Annotated in this window: 16 protein-coding genes and 1 tRNA gene; 16 read left to right on the top strand and 1 reads right to left on the bottom strand. The window is 60.6% G+C overall.

The window, feature by feature from the left end:
• Positions 1 to 4 precede the first annotated feature (4 nt).
• The 3 genes from P9250_RS27165 to P9250_RS27155 all read left to right on the top strand — a co-directional run bounded on the left by P9250_RS27165 (position 5) and on the right by P9250_RS27155 (position 4,356).
• Complete coding sequence (locus tag P9250_RS27165) at positions 5 to 1,603, top strand: dipeptide ABC transporter ATP-binding protein (RefSeq protein ID WP_310396170.1); 1,599 nt, start codon at positions 5 to 7, stop codon at positions 1,601 to 1,603.
• 147 nt (positions 1,604 to 1,750) lie between these two features.
• Complete coding sequence (locus tag P9250_RS27160) at positions 1,751 to 2,425, top strand: C40 family peptidase (protein ID WP_310396899.1); 675 nt, start codon at positions 1,751 to 1,753, stop codon at positions 2,423 to 2,425.
• Between the two features lie 386 nt (positions 2,426 to 2,811).
• Entirely contained in the window at positions 2,812 to 4,356 is a 1,545-nt protein-coding gene (locus P9250_RS27155; protein WP_244825503.1) for a 2-isopropylmalate synthase, read from the top strand.
• Positions 4,357 to 4,423: 67 nt separating this feature from the next.
• Here the strand turns inward: P9250_RS27155 and P9250_RS27150 are convergent, their stop codons facing one another.
• Positions 4,424 to 4,939: a hypothetical protein gene (locus P9250_RS27150; RefSeq protein WP_244825501.1), complete on the bottom strand. Its 516-nt coding sequence runs from the start codon at positions 4,937 to 4,939 to the stop codon at positions 4,424 to 4,426.
• A gap of 328 nt (positions 4,940 to 5,267) precedes the next feature.
• Between P9250_RS27150 and P9250_RS27145 the strand changes: the two genes are divergently transcribed.
• From P9250_RS27145 to nuoF, 13 genes are all read left to right on the top strand, one after another.
• Positions 5,268 to 6,500: a branched-chain amino acid ABC transporter substrate-binding protein gene (locus tag P9250_RS27145; RefSeq protein WP_310396897.1), complete on the top strand. Its 1,233-nt coding sequence runs from the start codon at positions 5,268 to 5,270 to the stop codon at positions 6,498 to 6,500.
• A 174-nt stretch (positions 6,501 to 6,674) separates the two neighbouring features.
• Positions 6,675 to 6,944 (top strand): 30S ribosomal protein S15, encoded by a 270-nt coding sequence (rpsO, locus tag P9250_RS27140; protein ID WP_244825500.1) that lies wholly within the window; start codon positions 6,675 to 6,677, stop codon positions 6,942 to 6,944.
• 388 nt (positions 6,945 to 7,332) lie between these two features.
• A complete protein-coding gene (gene pnp, locus P9250_RS27135; protein WP_244825498.1) occupies positions 7,333 to 9,471 on the top strand; it encodes a polyribonucleotide nucleotidyltransferase in 2,139 nt (712 codons plus the stop codon).
• A gap of 194 nt (positions 9,472 to 9,665) precedes the next feature.
• Entirely contained in the window at positions 9,666 to 10,682 is a 1,017-nt protein-coding gene (locus tag P9250_RS27130; protein WP_244825496.1) for an NAD(P)H-quinone oxidoreductase, read from the top strand.
• 253 nt (positions 10,683 to 10,935) lie between these two features.
• Entirely contained in the window at positions 10,936 to 11,709 is a 774-nt protein-coding gene (gene tpiA / locus P9250_RS27125; protein ID WP_310396167.1) for a triose-phosphate isomerase, read from the top strand.
• 80 nt (positions 11,710 to 11,789) lie between these two features.
• A complete protein-coding gene (gene secG, locus P9250_RS27120; protein WP_244825493.1) occupies positions 11,790 to 12,185 on the top strand; it encodes a preprotein translocase subunit SecG in 396 nt (131 codons plus the stop codon).
• Between the two features lie 160 nt (positions 12,186 to 12,345).
• Positions 12,346 to 12,430 (top strand) — tRNA-Leu (locus tag P9250_RS27115).
• Between the two features lie 209 nt (positions 12,431 to 12,639).
• The gene (locus P9250_RS27110) at positions 12,640 to 12,999 is read left to right on the top strand and encodes an NADH-quinone oxidoreductase subunit A (protein WP_244825491.1); all 360 of its coding nucleotides are present in this window, start codon (positions 12,640 to 12,642) and stop codon (positions 12,997 to 12,999) included.
• Positions 13,000 to 13,060: 61 nt separating this feature from the next.
• Entirely contained in the window at positions 13,061 to 13,540 is a 480-nt protein-coding gene (locus P9250_RS27105; protein WP_006052903.1) for an NADH-quinone oxidoreductase subunit B family protein, read from the top strand.
• A 20-nt stretch (positions 13,541 to 13,560) separates the two neighbouring features.
• Positions 13,561 to 14,160: an NADH-quinone oxidoreductase subunit C gene (locus P9250_RS27100; protein ID WP_244825489.1), complete on the top strand. Its 600-nt coding sequence runs from the start codon at positions 13,561 to 13,563 to the stop codon at positions 14,158 to 14,160.
• 9 nt (positions 14,161 to 14,169) lie between these two features.
• Positions 14,170 to 15,423 (top strand): NADH-quinone oxidoreductase subunit D, encoded by a 1,254-nt coding sequence (locus P9250_RS27095; protein ID WP_310396165.1) that lies wholly within the window; start codon positions 14,170 to 14,172, stop codon positions 15,421 to 15,423.
• Between the two features lie 144 nt (positions 15,424 to 15,567).
• On the top strand, positions 15,568 to 16,053 hold the full coding sequence (gene nuoE, locus P9250_RS27090) for an NADH-quinone oxidoreductase subunit NuoE (protein ID WP_244825485.1): 486 nt from the start codon (positions 15,568 to 15,570) through the stop codon (positions 16,051 to 16,053).
• Positions 16,050 to 17,372 carry an NADH-quinone oxidoreductase subunit NuoF gene (gene nuoF, locus P9250_RS27085; RefSeq protein WP_310396162.1) on the top strand — a complete coding sequence of 441 codons (1,323 nt, stop codon included), beginning with the start codon at positions 16,050 to 16,052 and terminating at the stop codon, positions 17,370 to 17,372. Before nuoE ends, nuoF begins: the two co-directional genes overlap by 4 nt.
• Positions 17,373 to 17,404: the final 32 nt, after the last annotated feature.

The raw sequence follows: 17,404 nt of genomic DNA, 5'->3' as shown, positions 1-17,404 counted from the left end.
GAGCATGAGCGAACCGTTATTGGCGATCGACGACCTGCGCGTGCGTTTCGGCGATACCGTCGCGGTCGACGGCGTGAGTCTCGACATTCGCGCGGGCGAACGCGTGGCGCTCGTCGGCGAATCGGGATCGGGCAAGAGCGTGACGGCACTGTCAATCCTGCGCCTCGTGCGCGATGCCGAACTCAGCGGCTCCATTCGCTTCAACGGCGAGGAGTTGCTGTCGAAGAGCGAGCACGCGATGCGCGGCCTGCGCGGCTCCGACATCGCGATGATCTTCCAGGAGCCGATGACCGCGCTCAATCCGCTCTACACGGTCGGCGACCAGATCGGCGAGACCATTCAGTTGCACGACGGCGCGCCGCCGCGCGAGGCGCGTCAGCGTGCCATCGCGTTGCTGGCGCGTACCGGCATCACCGAGCCCGAGCGGCGTGTGGACAGCTACCCGCATCAGTTGTCGGGCGGGCAGCGTCAGCGCGTGATGATCGCGATGGCGCTCGCGTGCCGGCCGCGCCTTCTGCTCGCGGATGAGCCGACCACCGCGCTCGACGTGACCATCCGCGCGCAGATCGTCGATCTCCTGCTGGAACTGCAGCGTGACGAAGCCGAGAAGCGCGGCATGGCCGTGCTGCTGATCACCCACGATCTGAATCTCGTGCGGCGCTTCGCGGAGCGCGTCGCGGTGATGGAGAAGGGTCTTCTGGTGGAAAGCGGGCCGGTGGAGCAGATTTTCACCTCGCCGCAGCACTCGTACACGCAGCGATTGCTCGAAAGCAAACCGAAGCGCCACGTCCTGCCCGTGCTGCCCATCGCGCCGGTCTTGCTCGACGCGAAAAACCTCTCGGTCGACTATGCGACGAAACTGCCAGGCATCAACGGCTGGTTCAGGCGTGGCCGCTTCAAAGCCGTCGACGACGTGAGCGTTTCCGTGCGGCAAGGCGAGACGCTTGGCATCGTCGGGGAATCGGGATCGGGCAAATCCACGCTGGCCATGGCGTTGCTCGGCTTGCAGCGCGTATCGAACGGCGCGGTGCAGTTCCAGGGGCGCGCGCTCGGCGATTTTCGCGGACGCGAAAAAACCGTGCTGCGGTCGAATCTGCAAGTGGTGTTTCAGGACCCGTTCAGCTCGCTTTCGCCTCGTCAGACGGTGGAACGAATCGTCGGGGAGGGGCTTGCGTTGCATCGGCCGGAACTGAAGGCGCCGGCGCGGCGCGACAAGGTCATTGCCGTGCTGCGTGAGGTGGGGATGGATCGGACGGCGCTTACGCGTTATCCGCACGAGTTTTCCGGCGGACAACGGCAACGCATCGCAATTGCGCGGGCATTGGTGCTCGAACCCAGCATTCTGATTCTCGACGAACCGACGAGTGCACTAGACGTTTCGATTCAGCAGCAAGTTCTGACGCTGCTCGCCGATATTCAGAAGAAGCACAATCTCGGTTATGTTTTCATTAGCCACGACCTCGAAGTGATCGGCGCAATGGCGCATCGCGTGGCCGTGATGAGAAACGGAATTGTCGTGGAAGCGGGAGAAGTAGAGAAGATTTTTTCGAACCCTTCAGAGGAATACACACGAAAGCTACTGAGGGCAGCGCTGGAATCCTAAAAATCTTTCTTTTTCATCAATTGGGTGCTCGTCTCAATTGTATTTTCCTATTTCTTTTGACAGTTAAATAATTTGTGGCTAGTATCCTTCCAAACTTTCTCGTATCTCCCTGATTTTTCAGTCTTTAATTGTAAAACCTACCGACCGATGCAGCCATTGACATTGACTCAGACATGCGCGCGGGCAGCCGCAGGCATGTTGATCGGCCTTCTGATGACAACAACTTCCGGCGCGTTCGCCGACGAAGTCAGCAGTAATAGCCAAAGTAGCCAAGTTGCCAACAACGGCAACGCTTCAAACTCCTCCCAGATCAGTCCAGTCGCCGCCACGGCAGACACCGCCAGCGCTCCTGGCGGCGCACGCTCGTTTCTTTCTGGCGTTGCCAGCAAGGCGGGCGATGTGGTCGTCGGCGCACTCAATATGATTGGCGTGCGTTATCGCTGGGGTGGCAATACACCGGATTCCGGCCTCGATTGCAGCGGCTTCGTGCGATACGTCTTTCAGGACACGCTCGGCATGACCTTGCCGCGCCGCGCCGAGGAAATGAGCCGTGTCGGCGAGAAGGTCCGCGTGTCGGATCTCAAGCCAGGCGATCTCGTGTTCTTTAACACCATGCGCCGTTCGTTTTCGCATGTCGGCATCTATATTGGCGACAACAAGTTCGTGCATTCGCCGTCCACCGGCAGCACGATCCGCGTTGACGACATGGAAAGCGGTTACTGGGAGCAGCGCTTCCAGGGCGCGCGCCGCATCGACAACGTGCAGTTGACCGACGGTAGCGAATTGCGTCAGCGCGTGAGCGCGAGTATCGGCGGTTACTAAGCCGTAAGTTGTAAGCCGTCTGAATCTACGAAAGCCTGCTTCCCAACGGAATGCAGGCTTTTTGTTTTCCTACGCGCTGTTTTGCATGACAAGCGGCAGGTAAAAGTCAATCGGTTCGATCGGAAAGCCCGATTGCACGCGTTCCTAAAAGCCGTTATAGTTTTCGAATGAACTTTTTCTCGTTCTCCCCCTCGCTTTATTCGGCTGGTGCGTCGCTACGCGCACTATCGCTACTAGCGCGCCTACCGCGCTGATTCTTCTCGCCTCCCGTCTGCTCGTTCAAGGTTTTCGACGCCAGCGGTGGCGCGAACACCCGAATTCCCTTTTGTCTTTCACTTCAACGCGATAATTCCAACAGTCGATAATTCTCCCCACTGGAGTCCAATATGGCAGCAGACAAGTTGATCATCTTCGATACGACCTTGCGCGATGGCGAGCAGTCCCCCGGCGCGTCCATGACGAAGGAAGAAAAAATCCGTATCGCGCGGCAACTGGAGCGCATGAAGGTCGATGTGATCGAAGCGGGCTTCGCGGCCAGCTCGAACGGAGACTTCGACGCCATCCACACAATCGCCTCGATGATCAAGGACAGCACGGTCTGCTCCCTCGCCCGCGCGAACGACAAGGACATCCAGCGCGCCGCCGACGCCTTGAAACCCGCGAGCCAGTTTCGCATCCATACGTTCATCGCAACGTCCGCGCTGCATATGGAAAAGAAGCTGCGCATGACGCCGGAACAGGTGTACGAGCAGTCGCGTCTTGCGGTGCGTTTTGCGCGCAAGTTCACGGACGACGTCGAGTTCTCGCCGGAAGACGGCAGCCGTTCTGACATCGACTTTCTTTGCCGCGTGCTCGAAGCGGTGATCGACGAAGGCGCGCGCACCATCAATATCGCGGATACGGTCGGTTACGGCGTGCCCGAGTTGTACGGCAATCTCGTGAAGACGCTGCGCGAGCGCATCCCGAATTCGGACAAGGCGGTCTTCTCCGTGCATTGTCACGATGACCTCGGCATGGCCGTCGCCAATTCGCTGGCGGGCGTGCAGATCGGCGGCGCGCGTCAGGTCGAGTGCACGATGAACGGACTCGGCGAACGCGCGGGCAATACGTCGCTCGAAGAAATCGTGATGGCGATCAAGACGCGCAAGGACTACTTCGGGCTCGACGTCGGCATCGATACGACGCAGATCGTGCCCACGTCGAAGCTCGTTTCGCAGATCACCGGCTTCGTCGTGCAGCCGAACAAGGCAGTGGTCGGCGCAAACGCGTTTGCACACGCGTCGGGCATCCACCAGGACGGCGTCCTGAAGGCGCGCGACACGTACGAAATCATGCGCGCGGAAGACGTGGGCTGGGCGGCGAACAAGATCGTGCTCGGCAAGTTGTCAGGCCGTAACGCGTTCAAGCAGCGTCTGGAAGAACTCGGCGTGCAACTCGAATCCGAGGCCGACGTGAACGCCGCGTTCGCGCGCTTCAAGGAACTCGCCGACCGCAAGGCCGAAATTTTCGACGAAGACATCATGCAGATCGTTTCGGAGGAATCGGCGGAAGCGCAGGCGAAGGAACACTTCCGCTTCGTGTCGATGAAGCAGCATTCGGAGACCGGCGAGCAACCGCAAGCACAAGTGGTGTTCGCGGTCGAAGGCGCGGAAGTGACGGGCGAAGCGCGCGGCAACGGTCCGGTCGATGCGACGTTGCACGCGATCGAATCGAAGGTGGATAGCGGCGCGGAACTAGTGCTGTATTCGGTCAACGCAATCACGACCGGCACGCAGGCACAGGGCGAAGTCACGGTGCGTCTTTCGAAGAGCGGGCGGATCGTGAATGGCGTGGGCACGGACCCGGACATCATCGCGGCGTCGGCGAAGGCTTATATCGCCGCGTTGAACAAGCTGCATTCGAAGGTCGAAAAGCTCAACCCGCAGCTTTGATCGCGGCTTGATGTAGCTCGAAACGAAAGGCCTCGCGATTAGCGAGGCCTTCGTCATTTTGAATACTTCAAAAGGCGTTGCGGCGGTCGGGATCGTGCAGCGGATCTGGCGTTTTTTGCGTGAGACGCACGATGCCCTGTTCATCGAAATAGAAGTTGTACATCATGTACCAGACGTTCGCCTCCATGTAGCGATACGTCCAGACTTCGCGCTTCATCAGCGGGAAGTACGACGTCTCCACCGGACGGCCGAAATTCACGAGCACGTCCGTCTTGGTCCATGTGCCGATCTGCGCCTTGTAGAACTCGTTCTCATCGAGCACTTGCCGCACGCTGACGATCTTGCCGGAAGCATCGACATCGGCGGCGGTCGTGACTTCACCGAGCGGTTGAGTCGGCCACATCAGGCGCTTGCCGCCGTTGGGCAAATCGTAGACTTCGCGTGGCGGGCCCAAGCGCGCGGTGAGGGTGGATGAATCCGCGCCCGTCTGAAAGTTTTGCCAGGGCTGCGCGCAAGCCGTGAGCATGAGCGCGGCACCCACGCAAGCGAGCGTGCCGCGCAGCCGGTTGAAAGAGTTCAGCATGAAGGCCTCCACACATTCTTGTGTCGCGACAGTGTTAACGTTCTTGGCGCCTCGATGATTCCAGCGCGCCGCGCGTTGTCGCATTCATCGTTTCGACGATCGTCGCCAAAGCCTGGATCGTTCGCGTTCGATTTTGACACGCCATCGGGACAAAAGCGCGATGCCTCTCATCGGCGCGAAGAGGGCGCTCGCGGAATCGCCGCACTTGCACCGCGAGCCATAGCCGTCCTATGATCCGCCCTTTCTTCGACTGGAAGGGCTGACGGTGAGCGAATCCGCAAGCAAACGAGCCGCGCGATGGCTGCAACGGGCCGCGCTGGCCTGCGCGATGTCGTCTTTCATGGCGCACGTAAGCGCCACTGACTTGCCGCCCATCGAGCTCGCGATGATCGAGGGCATGTCCGGACCTTTCGCCAACGCAGGCGCGGCGGTCGAGCGCAACTTGCGCTTCGGCGTGGAGCGCGTGAATGCGAAGGGCGGCGTGAAGCTCGCCGACGGCATGCACCCGCTGCGACTCGTCGTGCTCGATGGTAAAGGCAGCAGCGAGGCGAGCCTCGTACAGTTGCGCGCGGCGATCGACGACAGGATAGGCTTCGTCATGCAGGGCAACAGTTCGGCGGTGGCGGCCGCGCTGGTGACGGCCATCGACAAGCAGAACCGGCGCGAGCCCGAGCATCGCGTGGTGTTCCTCAACTACTCCGCCGACGATCCCGCCCTGACCAACGCCGCGTGTAGTTTCTGGCATTTTCGCTTCGATGCCCACGCCGGCATGCGCATGGACGCGCTCGCGGACGCGCTGAAGAACGATCGCGCGGTCAAAAAGGTCTATCTGCTGAATCAGGATTACAGCTTCGGCCACGACGTCAGCCGCGAAGCGCAGCGTGCGCTAAAGGAACGCAGGCCGGATATCGCGATTGCGGGCGACGAGTTTCATCCGATCGGCCGCGTGAAGGATTTCGCGCCGTATATCGCGAAGATTCGCGCGAGCGGGGCCGACGCGGTCATCACCGGAAATTGGGGCAACGATCTCACGTTGCTCGTCAAGGCGGCGCGCGAGCAGGGGCTCGACACGAAGTTCTACACGTTCTACGGCAACAGTCTCGGCGCACCGGCCGCGCTGGGTGACGCCGGCGTAAAGCGCGTGATCGCGGTCGCCGACTGGCATCCGAATGCGGGCGGCGCGTTATCGGACGCGTATTACCGCGATTTCCGCGCGCGCTATCCGGCGGCATCGGACGATTACCTCGTGCTGCGCATGCCGCTGATGATCGAGATGCTCGCCGCCGCGATGACGCGCGCCGGCAGCGCGGATCCTTACGCCGTGGCCCGCGCGCTCGAAGGCATGAAGTTCGATGGCGAAGGATTCCACGCATCGACCATGCGCGCGGAAGATCATCAATTGATCCAGCCCCTGTATGTCATGGAGATGGACAAGGCGGGCACGGCAGGCATCTGGTTCGATAACGAAGGCTTGGACTATGGCTTTCGGACGCTGCTCGCGGTGCCGGCGGAAAAGACCGTCCAGCCGTCGACATGCCAGATGGCGCGTCCGGCGCGCTAGTCGCCCGTCTTTCGGACTTCGCCCTATGCTATACTCTGCGCTTCGCTTTTTTGACTCGATCCGGCTGTCGAAAACAGTCTGAAACCAAGAGTCTGGAAGAAGCGAAACCATCGTGAACAAACCACGGCACGGCCTTTCTTCCGTGACCGCTTGTCTGTTTTAAAGGAAAAGCAAATGTCCGCAGCAGAAATCAAGAAGTCCGACGTCGTCGCCGAATACGCGCGCGGCGCCAACGACACTGGCTCCCCCGAAGTGCAAGTCGCACTGCTCACGAGCCGCATCAACGAACTGACCGTCCACTTCAAGGCCCACACGAAGGACCACCACAGCCGCCGCGGTCTGCTGCGCATGGTGAGCCGTCGCCGCAAGTTGCTCGACTACCTGAAGGGCAAGGACGCGGACCGTTACCGCTCGCTGATCGAAAAACTGGGTCTGCGTAAGTAATTGCGCCCAAACGTGGCTTTGCGGCCAGCGTTCTAACGAAGTGCCTGTGTCAGTTCGCTGATACAGGCATTTTGTTTTTGCGCGATCCGCTCGCCTGATCATTTGCCCGGTCAGCGCTCGGTCGATCTCTCATCATTGGGTTCGTCGAATGCTGATAATTGGCAAGTAGTTCACATGCTTTACCCCGGATGCTTCATCCGGACAGACACTCGGTGCAGCCTCGCGGCGGAGCTTTGTGTCATTCCAGCGCGGTACGAACACTCAATGCGCGCGTCGCGCTGGAATGGCATAACACACCTCTCAAGCGCGGCTCGGTACCGCCTAGCCAGCGCCGTCCGGTGGGCAAACGTCCACCGATCCGGCGTGGCGCAACGTAGAAGGAGTCGCAATGTTCAATAAGATCGTCAAGGAATTCAAGTGGGGACAGCATAACGTCCGCTTGGAAACGGGTGAAATCGCTCGTCAGGCAAGCGGCGCGGTGATCGTCGATGTCGAAGATACCGTCGTGCTCGCCACTGTCGTCGGCGCAAAGACCGCCAAGCCGGGTCAGGATTTCTTCCCGCTGACCGTCGATTACCTCGAAAAGACCTACGCCGCCGGCAAGATCCCGGGTGGCTTCTTCCGCCGCGAAGGCCGTCCGTCCGAAGGCGAAACGCTCATCTCGCGCCTGATCGACCGTCCGCTGCGCCCGCTCTTCCCGGAAGGCTTCTATAACGAAGTGCAGGTCGTGATCCACGTCCTGTCGCTGAACCCGGACGTTCCCGCCGACATTCCCGCGCTGATCGGCGCGTCGGCAGCGCTCGCCGTGTCCGGTCTGCCGTTCAACGGCCCGGTCGGCGCCGCGCGCGTCGCCTACATCAACAACGAATACGTGCTGAACCCGACGCGTCCGCAAATGAAGGAATCGGCGCTCGACCTCGTGGTCGCCGGTACGGAACGCGCGGTGCTGATGGTGGAATCGGAAGCGCAGCAGTTGTCCGAGGAAGTCATGCTCGGCGCGGTCGTGTTCGGCCACGAGCAGATGCAAATCGCCATCGACGCAATCCATGAACTGGTGCGCGACGGCGGCAAGCCGGAATGGGACTGGCAGCCGGCCCCGAAGAACGAAGCGCTCATCTCGCGCGTCACGGAAATCGCGAAGCCGGAACTGGAAGCGGCTTATCAACTGCGCAACAAGCAAGCGCGTTCGGCCAAGCTGAAGGAAGTTTTCGCGGCGACCTCGGCGAAGCTCGCAGCGGACGCGGCTGCTTCGGGCACGGCAGCGGCCGATGCGGCGACCATCGGCAACGTGTTGTTCGACATCGAAGCGAAGATCGTCCGTTCGCAGATTTTGAACGGCGAACCGCGTATCGACGGTCGCGACACGCGCACCGTGCGTCCGATCGAAATCCGCACCGGCGTTCTGCCGCGCACCCACGGCTCGGCGCTCTTCACGCGCGGCGAGACGCAGGCGCTGGTCGTCGCCACGCTCGGCACGAAGGGCGACGAGCAGAACATCGACGCGCTCGAAGGCGAATACCGCGAGCGCTTCATGCTTCACTACAACATGCCGCCGTTCGCGACGGGCGAAACGGGCCGCGTCGGTTCGCCGAAACGCCGTGAAATCGGTCACGGCCGTCTCGCCAAGCGCGCGCTGGTCGCGTGCCTGCCGAACGCCGACGAATTCGGCTATTCCATCCGCGTCGTGTCGGAAATCACGGAATCGAACGGCTCTTCGTCGATGGCTTCGGTCTGCGGCGGTTGCCTCGCGCTGATGGACGCCGGCGTGCCGATGAAGGCGCACGTGGCCGGCATTGCCATGGGCCTGATCCTCGAAGACAACAAGTTCGCGGTTCTGACCGACATCCTCGGCGACGAAGATCACCTCGGCGACATGGACTTCAAGGTGGCCGGCACCGCGCAAGGCGTGACGGCGCTGCAAATGGACATCAAGATTCAGGGCATCACCAAGGAAATCATGCAGGTCGCGCTCGCGCAGGCGAAGGAAGGCCGCATGCATATCCTCGGCAAGATGACCGCCGCGGTGCCGACCACGAACACGGAGCTGTCGGACTACGCGCCGCGCATGATCACCATCAAGATCAATCCGGAGAAGATTCGCGACGTGATCGGCAAGGGCGGTTCGGTGATCCGCGCGCTGACGGAAGAGACCGGCACGACCATCGACATTTCCGACGACGGCGTCGTGACGATTGCGAGCACGAGCTCGGAAGGCATGGCCGAGGCGAAGAAGCGTATCGAGAACATCACGGCCGAAGTGGAAGTGGGCCAAGTGTACGAAGGTCCGGTGCTCAAGCTGCTGGACTTCGGCGCGATCGTGAATATCCTGCCGGGCAAGGATGGTCTCCTGCACATCTCGGAAATCGTCAACGAGCGTGTGAAGGACATCAACGACTACCTGAAGGAAGGCCAGATCGTGAAGGTCAAGGTCATCCAGACGGACGAGAAGGGTCGCGTGCGTCTGTCGGCCAAGGCGCTTCTGAACGAAGCCGCGCAACAAGCCGAACCGACGCAGCCGCAGCAGTAATGCGGTAATGTGTCGACGGCCGGCCGCTTCTGCGAGCCGGCCGTTTTCTTGTATGAGGTGCAGCGGGCGACGCTTTGTCCGATGCATCGCCGGACCCGATGGCACTGTGGAGCGCGTGTTGCCCGCGCGACACAGTGCCATCGGGTTCGCCAAGTCAACGCGCTTGCCACACGACTGACTGTCTGGGAGAAGCAATGAAGGCCATCGAAATCACTGAGTTTGGTGCACCCGAAGTGCTGAAGCTGGGCGAGCGCCCGAAGCCCGAGCCGGGCAAGTGCGAAGTGCTCATCAAGGTGAGCGCTTCCGGCGTCAACCGGCCCGATGTTTTTCAGCGCAAGGGCGCGTATGCGCCGCCGCCGGGCGCGTCGGATTTGCCGGGGCTCGAAGTGGCGGGCGAGATCGTCGATGGCGACTTCGATCCTAAACATAATCCGTTTGGCCTCAAGAAGGGCGATCGCGTCTGCGCGCTGCTCGCGGGCGGCGGTTACGCGGAATACGCGGTTGCGCCGCTCGAACAATGTTTGCCGGTTCCGGCTGGATTGACGGACATCGAAGCGGCTTCGCTGCCGGAAACGTTCTTCACCGTGTGGAGCAATGTCTTCGAGCGCGCGCATCTCGGTTCGGGCGAAAACGGCGACGAGGAGACGCTGCTCGTGCAGGGCGGATCGAGCGGTATCGGCGTGACGGCCATACAGATTGCTAAGGCGCTCGGCTTTCGCGTGTTCGCCACGGCCGGCAGCGACGAAAAGTGCCGCGCCTGCGAAGCACTCGGCGCGGAGCGCGCGATCAACTACAAGACGGAAGATTTCGTCGAAGTGGTGCGTTCGCTCACGAACGATCGTGGAGTCGACGTCATTCTCGACATGGTCGCGGGCGATTACCTGCCGCGCGAACTGAAGTCGCTTGCGGATGGCGGGCGTATCTGCGTGATCGCGCTGCTTGGCGGCGCAAAAGCGGAGATCAATCTCAATGACGTGCTGCGGCGTCGGCTGGTCATCACCGGATCGACCCTGCGGCCGCGTCCGGTGGCGTTCAAGGCGAAGATTGCCGCTAAGCTGAAAGAGCAAGTCTGGCCGGAGATCGAGGCGGGGCGTATCAAGCCGGTGATTCATCAGGTGTTCCCGGCAAGCGAAGCCGCAGCCGCACACACGTTGATGGAAAGCAGCACGCACGTCGGCAAAATCATGCTCGACTGGCGCGAGGACGCCTGATTGCCCTTGATTGTTGCGCGTTGCGGTTCTGGCGGTTTGACCGGTTTCGCCGTATCACAGTAAAATCGCCTGTTTTGCAAGCAGTTGGCAGTTCGCTTTTTCGAAATACGCGCAGAGGGTTCAAACATTCCTATAACAGAGTGGTCTTTGAACCTCCGGGTGAACGATTGATGAACGATCGGGTTCGCCCCGGTGATCTTCAAAGGCCGCCACGCATGGCGGTGTCATTCCACCGCCGTCGAGTGACGAGACAATGTCCAGACAACGAGCGAAACTGGTGGTGGGCAACTGGAAGATGCATGGCCGCATCAAAGAGAACGCGGCTTTGCTGAGCGAGGTCGCCGTTGGGGCGTCGGCCTTGCAGAAGAGCGTGGGTGTGGGCGTATGCGTTCCATGTCCGTACCTCGCGCAATCGCAGGCGCTTTTGAGCGGCTCGGTCGTGCGCTGGGGCGTTCAGGATGTGTCCGCGCATGAGAAGGGCGCGTTCACCGGAGAAGTCGCGGCGGAAATGGCCGCCGATTTCGGTGTGACATATGCGATCGTCGGACATTCCGAGCGGCGCGCGTATCATCGCGAAAGTCCGGAACTCGTGGCCGCCAAGGCGCTGCGTGCAATCGACGCAGGCCTGACGCCCATTGTGTGCGTCGGCGAGACGCTCGAACAGCGCGAAGCAGGCTCGACTGAAGAAGTCGTCGGCACGCAGCTCGAAGCCGTGTTGCTCGCGTTGACCGAGGAACAGGCAGCGAGCATCGTGGTGGCGTACGAGCCGGTGTGGGCCATCGGCACGGGCAAGAGCGCCACGGCGCAGCAAGCGCAGGATGTTCACGCGTTCGTGCGTGCGAAGCTGGCGGAGAAGGGTGCGTCGGTGGCGAACGTGCCGCTGTTGTATGGCGGCAGCGTGAAGCCCGAGAACGCGCATGAATTGTTCGGGCAACAGGACATCGACGGCGGGCTGATTGGCGGCGCGTCCTTGAAGTCGGAAGATTTTCTTGCGATTTGCCAGGCGGCGTTGGCCGAGGTTCAGTAAACGGCCGAAGCGTCAGGCAGACGAAGAAGCAATCGCGGCACATGAGTGTCACGGAAACATCAAGATCCAGGTGAGTTGAAATGCTGTATTTGAAGACTTTGATTATCGTCGTCCAGTTGTTGTCGGCGCTTGGCGTGATCGGGCTTGTGCTGTTGCAGCATGGCAAGGGTGCGGACATGGGTGCGGCGTTTGGAAGTGGGGCATCGGGCAGTCTGTTTGGCGCGACCGGTTCCGCTAACTTCCTATCACGCACGACCGCCGTGCTTGCCGCAGTCTTCTTCGTGACGACGCTGGCGCTGACCTACATCGGCAGCTACAAGCCGCAGGTTTCCGCGGGCGTTCTAGGCGGTGCAATGCCTGCGCCCACGGCTTCCGCGCCCGCTGCGGCAAAGTCGGGTTCGGCGCCTGCCGCTGCGACTGCGCCAGCATCCGCCGCGCCTGCGTCGAGCGCGCCGGGTTCCGACGTGCCGAAGTAAATTGCCGAATCCTCGGCCGGGTTGTCTAAGAAACGCCCAGAACAAATTTTCGCGTTATTCGTGTTTTGTGCGTTGAACAATTCGTGAGACCTAGTTATAATTCAAGTCTTGTAGCGATTCGCGGCAATTAAGAAGTTGTTTTCCCGGATTGCAGTACAGTGCCGACGTGGTGAAATTGGTAGACACGCTATCTTGAGGGGGTAGTGGCGAAAGCTGTGCGAGTTCGAGTCTCGCCGTCGGCACCAAAAAGTTATCCAAATGCCAGCCGCATGCATCGCTTCGGCTGGCATTGTCACTTCTGGAGTACCCTTACGGTTTCACATTGACTTATCGTTGTGATAAGCGTGGTGCCGAAGAGTTACCAAGCGGTCCGAAGTGAATTCTCCGCCGTGCATTTGCGCCGGCAGCAGCACCCAGACAGTCACAGACCACATCTACCGATCTGAGGATAGCCTTGAACCTCGCACCCTATTACCCCGTCTTCTTGTTTATCGTAGTCGGCCTCGGTCTGGGTATAGCGTTGGTCAGCATCGGCAAAGTTCTCGGTCCCAACAGACCCGACACCGAAAAGAACGCACCGTACGAATGCGGCTTCGAAGCCTTCGAAGACGCGCGTATGAAGTTCGATGTGCGTTACTATCTCGTCGCGATTCTTTTCATCATCTTCGACCTTGAGACGGCGTTCCTGTTTCCGTGGGGTGTTGCCCTGCGCGATATCGGGTGGCCGGGCTTCATGGCCATGATGATTTTTCTGCTCGAATTTTTGCTCGGCTTCGCCTACATCTGGAGAAAGGGCGGACTCGACTGGGAATGAAAGTTAGATCACCGGATTCATGGGCGGCTATGGCTGGCAGCTCATCTGGAGTGGAAAACAAATGAGTATCGAAGGGGTCTTGAAGGAAGGCTTTGTCACCACCACGGCTGACAAGCTGATCAATTGGACGCGCACCGGCTCTCTTTGGCCGATGACGTTCGGTCTCGCCTGCTGTGCGGTCGAGATGATGCATGCGGGCGCGGCACGCTACGACCTGGATCGCTTCGGCGTGGTGTTTCGCCCGAGCCCGCGTCAGTCCGACGTCATGATCGTGGCAGGCACGCTGTGCAACAAGATGGCGCCCGCGCTTCGTAAGGTGTACGACCAGATGGCCGAGCCGCGCTGGGTCATCTCCATGGGTTCGTGCGCGAACGGCGGCGGGTACTATCACTATTCGTATTCCGTCGTGCGCGGCTGCGACCGTATCGTTCCGGTCGACGTCTACGTGCCCGGCTGTCCTCCGACCGCCGAAGCGCTGGTCTACGGCGTGATCCAGTTGCAGGCGAAGATTCGCCGGACCAACACCATCGCGCGTCAATAAAGGCCTGAGCCTCCCCAATTATGGCAAGCAAACTCGAGACCCTCAAAGCGAACCTCGAGGCGGCGTTTGGCGACCGTCTCCAAGTCACCGAGTCGCTGGGTCAGGTAACGGTGGTCGTGAAAGCGGCCGACTACATCGAAGTCGCGACCCGGCTGCGTGACGATCGCTCGCTCGGCTTCGAGCAGTGCATGGACCTGTGCGGCGTCGACTATTCGACCTTCGGCGACGGCGTCTACGACGGCCCGCGTTTTGCCGCGGTGCTGCATCTTCTGTCCATCGCGAACAACTGGCGCGTGCGCGTGCGCGTGTTCGCACCGGACGACGAAGTGCCCATCGTGCCGTCGGTGGTCGACATCTGGTCGTCGACAAATTGGTACGAGCGCGAAGCGTTCGACCTGTACGGCATCGTGTTCGAAGGCCATCCCGACCTGCGCCGCATTCTCACGGACTATGGCTTCATCGGCCATCCGTTCCGCAAGGACTTCCCGATCTCCGGCTACGTGGAAATGCGCTACGACCCGGAAGAGAAGCGCGTCGTGTATCAGCCAGTGACGATCGAACCGCGCGAGATCACGCCGCGCGTGATTCGCGAAGATCGCTACGGCGGTCTGAAACATTAAGAGAACGCCATGGCAGAGATCAAGAACTACACGCTGAACTTCGGCCCGCAACACCCTGCAGCGCACGGTGTGCTGCGTCTCGTGCTGGAACTCGACGGCGAAGTCATCCAGCGCGCCGATCCACACATCGGCCTCTTGCATCGCGCGACCGAAAAGTTGGCGGAAACCAAGACCTTCATTCAGTCGGTTCCGTACATGGACCGCCTGGACTACGTGTCGATGATGGTCAACGAGCACGGCTATGTGCTCGCCATCGAAAAGCTGCTCGGTATCGACGTGCCGATCCGCGCGAAGTACATCCGCGTGCTGTTCGACGAAATCACGCGCGTGCTGAACCACCTGATGTGGATCGGATCGCACGCGCTCGACGTCGGCGCCATGGCGGTGTTCCTCTATGCGTTTCGCGAGCGCGAAGATCTGATGGACGTCTACGAGGCGGTGTCGGGCGCGCGCATGCACGCGGCTTACTATCGTCCGGGCGGCGTTTATCGCGATCTGCCTGACGCAATGCCGCAATACAAGGCGTCCAAAATTCGCAATGCGAAGGCGCTCGACCGGATGAACGAGAACCGTCAAGGCTCGCTGCTCGACTTCATCGAAGACTTCTTCAATCGCTTCCCGTACTGTGTCGACGAGTACGAAACGCTGCTCACCGACAATCGTATCTGGAAGCAGCGGCTTGTCGGCATCGGCGTGGTAAGTCCTGAGCGCGCGTTGCAGATGGGTCTTTCCGGAGCAATGCTGCGTGGCTCGGGCATCGAATGGGATCTGCGCAAGAAGCAGCCGTACGAAGTCTATGACCAACTCGACTTCGACATTCCGGTTGGCGTGAACGGCGACTGCTACGACCGCTATCTGGTGCGCGTCGAGGAAATGCGTCAGTCCGTGCGTATCGCCAAACAGTGCATTGCCTGGCTGCGCAAGAATCCGGGCCCGGTGATGGTCGATAATCACAAGGTTGCGCCGCCTTCGCGCGTCGGCATGAAGAGCAACATGGAAGAGCTGATTCACCACTTCAAGCTCTTCACCGAAGGCTTCCACGTGCCCGAAGGCGAGACGTATGCCGCCGTCGAGCATCCGAAGGGCGAGTTCGGCATCTATCTGATTTCGGACGGCGCGAACAAGCCTTATCGCCTCAAGATTCGCGCTCCGGGCTACGCGCATCTCGCGTCGCTCGACGAAATGGCACGCGGCCACATGATCGCGGATGCCGTGACGATCATCGGCACGCAAGACATCGTGTTCGGCGAAATCGATCGCTGATAGCCGTTCGTATTGGTTCTCGCTCGACGCCCAAGCGAACAGCGCAGCAGCAATAACAGCAAACCGCAGGACGCCAGGTCTGCCGCAACAAGAAGGGCGCGGCAGGTTTTCGTTCGGTAGGAATTGAAAGAGTCGTGTCTGAAAATGATCTCAGCTGAAGGCCTGAAAGAAATCGATCGCGCGGTCGCGAAATATCCCGCGGAGCAAAAGCAATCCGCGGTGATGGCAGCGCTGGCTGTCGCTCAGGAAGAGCACGGGTGGCTCTCGCCGGAACTCATGCAGTTCGTGGCGAGCTATCTCAGCATGCCGCCGGTCGCCGTGCAGGAAGTCGCGACGTTCTACACCATGTATAACCTCGCGCCGGTCGGCAAGCACAAGATCACGCTTTGCACGAACCTGCCTTGCCAGCTTGGCCCGGACGGTGGCTCGGATAGTGCTGCTCAGTACCTCAAGCAGAAGCTTGGCATCGACTTCGGCGAAACCACGCCGGACGGCAAGTTCACGCTGAAAGAAGGCGAATGCTTCGGCGCGTGCGGCGACGCACCCGTCGTGCTGGTGAACAATCACCGCATGTGCAGCTTCCTGAGCCACGAGAAGATCGACCAGTTGATCGAGGAACTTTCGAAATGACGTCACTCCACGATCGTCACATCAAGCCGCTGATCCTCGCTGGCCTCAACGGCGAGAACTGGCATCTGAAAGATTACGTTGCGCGCGGCGGCTACAAGCAGTTGCGGCGTATTCTCGAAGAGAAGATTCCGCCCGAGCAAGTGATCGCCGACGTCAAGGCGTCGGGTCTGCGCGGCCGCGGCGGCGCGGGTTTTCCGACCGGCCTCAAGTGGAGCTTCATGCCGCGTCAGTTCCCGGGGCAAAAGTATCTCGTCTGCAATTCGGACGAAGGCGAACCGGGCACGTTCAAGGATCGCGACATCCTGCGCTGGAACCCGCATTCGCTGATCGAAGGCATGGCCATCGGCGCGTACGCAATGGGCATCACCGTGGGCTACAACTACATTCACGGCGAGATCTTCGAGGTCTATCGCGTGTTCGAAGCGGCGCTCGAAGAGGCGCGCGCGGCCGGTTATCTCGGCGCGAACATCCTGGGCACGGGCTTTTCGTTCGAGTTGTACGCGCATCATGGCTATGGCGCGTATATCTGCGGTGAGGAAACCGCGCTGCTGGAATCGCTGGAAGGCAAGAAAGGCCAGCCGCGCTTCAAGCCGCCGTTCCCGGCAAGCTTCGGCGTGTACGGCAAGCCGACCACCATCAACAACACCGAGACGTTCGCGGCCGTGCCGTTCCTGCTGGAAATCGGCCCGCAGAATTACCTCGAGATCGGCAAGCCGAATAACGGCGGCACGAAGATCTTCTCGGTGTCGGGTGACGTGAATCGTCCTGGCAACTATGAAGTTCCGCTCGGCACGCCGTTCGCCACGCTGATGGAACTGGCCGGCGGTGTACGCGGCGAGTCGATCAAGGCGGTCATTCCAGGCGGTTCGTCGGCGCCGGTCGTGCCGGGCGAGATGATGCTCGCAACGGACATGGACTACGATTCCATCGCCAAGGCGGGCTCCATGCTCGGCTCGGGCGCGGTCATCGTCATGAACGAAACGCGTTGCATGGTGCGTTCGCTGCTGCGTCTGTCGTACTTCTATTACGAAGAGTCGTGCGGTCAGTGCACGCCTTGCCGCGAAGGCACGGGCTGGCTGTATCGCGTGGTGCATCGTATCGAGCACGGACTTGGCCGCAAGGAAGATCTGGATCTCTTGAACTCGGTTGCCGAAAACATCATGGGCCGCACGATTTGCGCGCTCGGCGATGCGGCGGCCATGCCCGTGCGCGGCATGCTCAAGCACTTCTGGAACGAATTCGAATATCACGTCGAGCACAAGCATTGTCTCGTCGGCGGGCACGCGCATCATGCGGCGTCCGAAGCGCTTACCGCGTAATCAGACGCGCAATCAGATGCGCGACAGAGGTT

This window comes from Caballeronia sp. LP006 (assembly GCF_031450995.1).
GTDB lineage: Bacteria > Pseudomonadota > Gammaproteobacteria > Burkholderiales > Burkholderiaceae > Caballeronia.
The sequence above is the reverse complement of the archived record's forward strand: the minus strand, read 5'-3'. Positions and strand labels throughout refer to the sequence as shown.

Bases quoted from the DNA above. Each gene is read 5' to 3' on its own strand.
- P9250_RS27165 (WP_310396170.1), top strand. From the start codon at position 5: ATGAGCGAACCGTTATTGGCGATCGACGACCTGCGCGTGCGTTTCGGC.
- P9250_RS27160 (WP_310396899.1), top strand. From the start codon at position 1,751: ATGCAGCCATTGACATTGACTCAGACATGCGCGCGGGCAGCCGCAGGC.
- P9250_RS27155 (WP_244825503.1), top strand. From the start codon at position 2,812: ATGGCAGCAGACAAGTTGATCATCTTCGATACGACCTTGCGCGATGGC.
- P9250_RS27150 (WP_244825501.1), bottom strand. From the start codon at position 4,939: ATGCTGAACTCTTTCAACCGGCTGCGCGGCACGCTCGCTTGCGTGGGT.
- P9250_RS27145 (WP_310396897.1), top strand. From the start codon at position 5,268: ATGTCGTCTTTCATGGCGCACGTAAGCGCCACTGACTTGCCGCCCATC.
- rpsO (WP_244825500.1), top strand. From the start codon at position 6,675: ATGTCCGCAGCAGAAATCAAGAAGTCCGACGTCGTCGCCGAATACGCG.
- pnp (WP_244825498.1), top strand. From the start codon at position 7,333: ATGTTCAATAAGATCGTCAAGGAATTCAAGTGGGGACAGCATAACGTC.
- P9250_RS27130 (WP_244825496.1), top strand. From the start codon at position 9,666: ATGAAGGCCATCGAAATCACTGAGTTTGGTGCACCCGAAGTGCTGAAG.
- tpiA (WP_310396167.1), top strand. From the start codon at position 10,936: ATGTCCAGACAACGAGCGAAACTGGTGGTGGGCAACTGGAAGATGCAT.
- secG (WP_244825493.1), top strand. From the start codon at position 11,790: ATGCTGTATTTGAAGACTTTGATTATCGTCGTCCAGTTGTTGTCGGCG.
- P9250_RS27105 (WP_006052903.1), top strand. From the start codon at position 13,061: ATGAGTATCGAAGGGGTCTTGAAGGAAGGCTTTGTCACCACCACGGCT.
- P9250_RS27100 (WP_244825489.1), top strand. From the start codon at position 13,561: ATGGCAAGCAAACTCGAGACCCTCAAAGCGAACCTCGAGGCGGCGTTT.
- P9250_RS27095 (WP_310396165.1), top strand. From the start codon at position 14,170: ATGGCAGAGATCAAGAACTACACGCTGAACTTCGGCCCGCAACACCCT.
- nuoE (WP_244825485.1), top strand. From the start codon at position 15,568: ATGATCTCAGCTGAAGGCCTGAAAGAAATCGATCGCGCGGTCGCGAAA.
- nuoF (WP_310396162.1), top strand. From the start codon at position 16,050: ATGACGTCACTCCACGATCGTCACATCAAGCCGCTGATCCTCGCTGGC.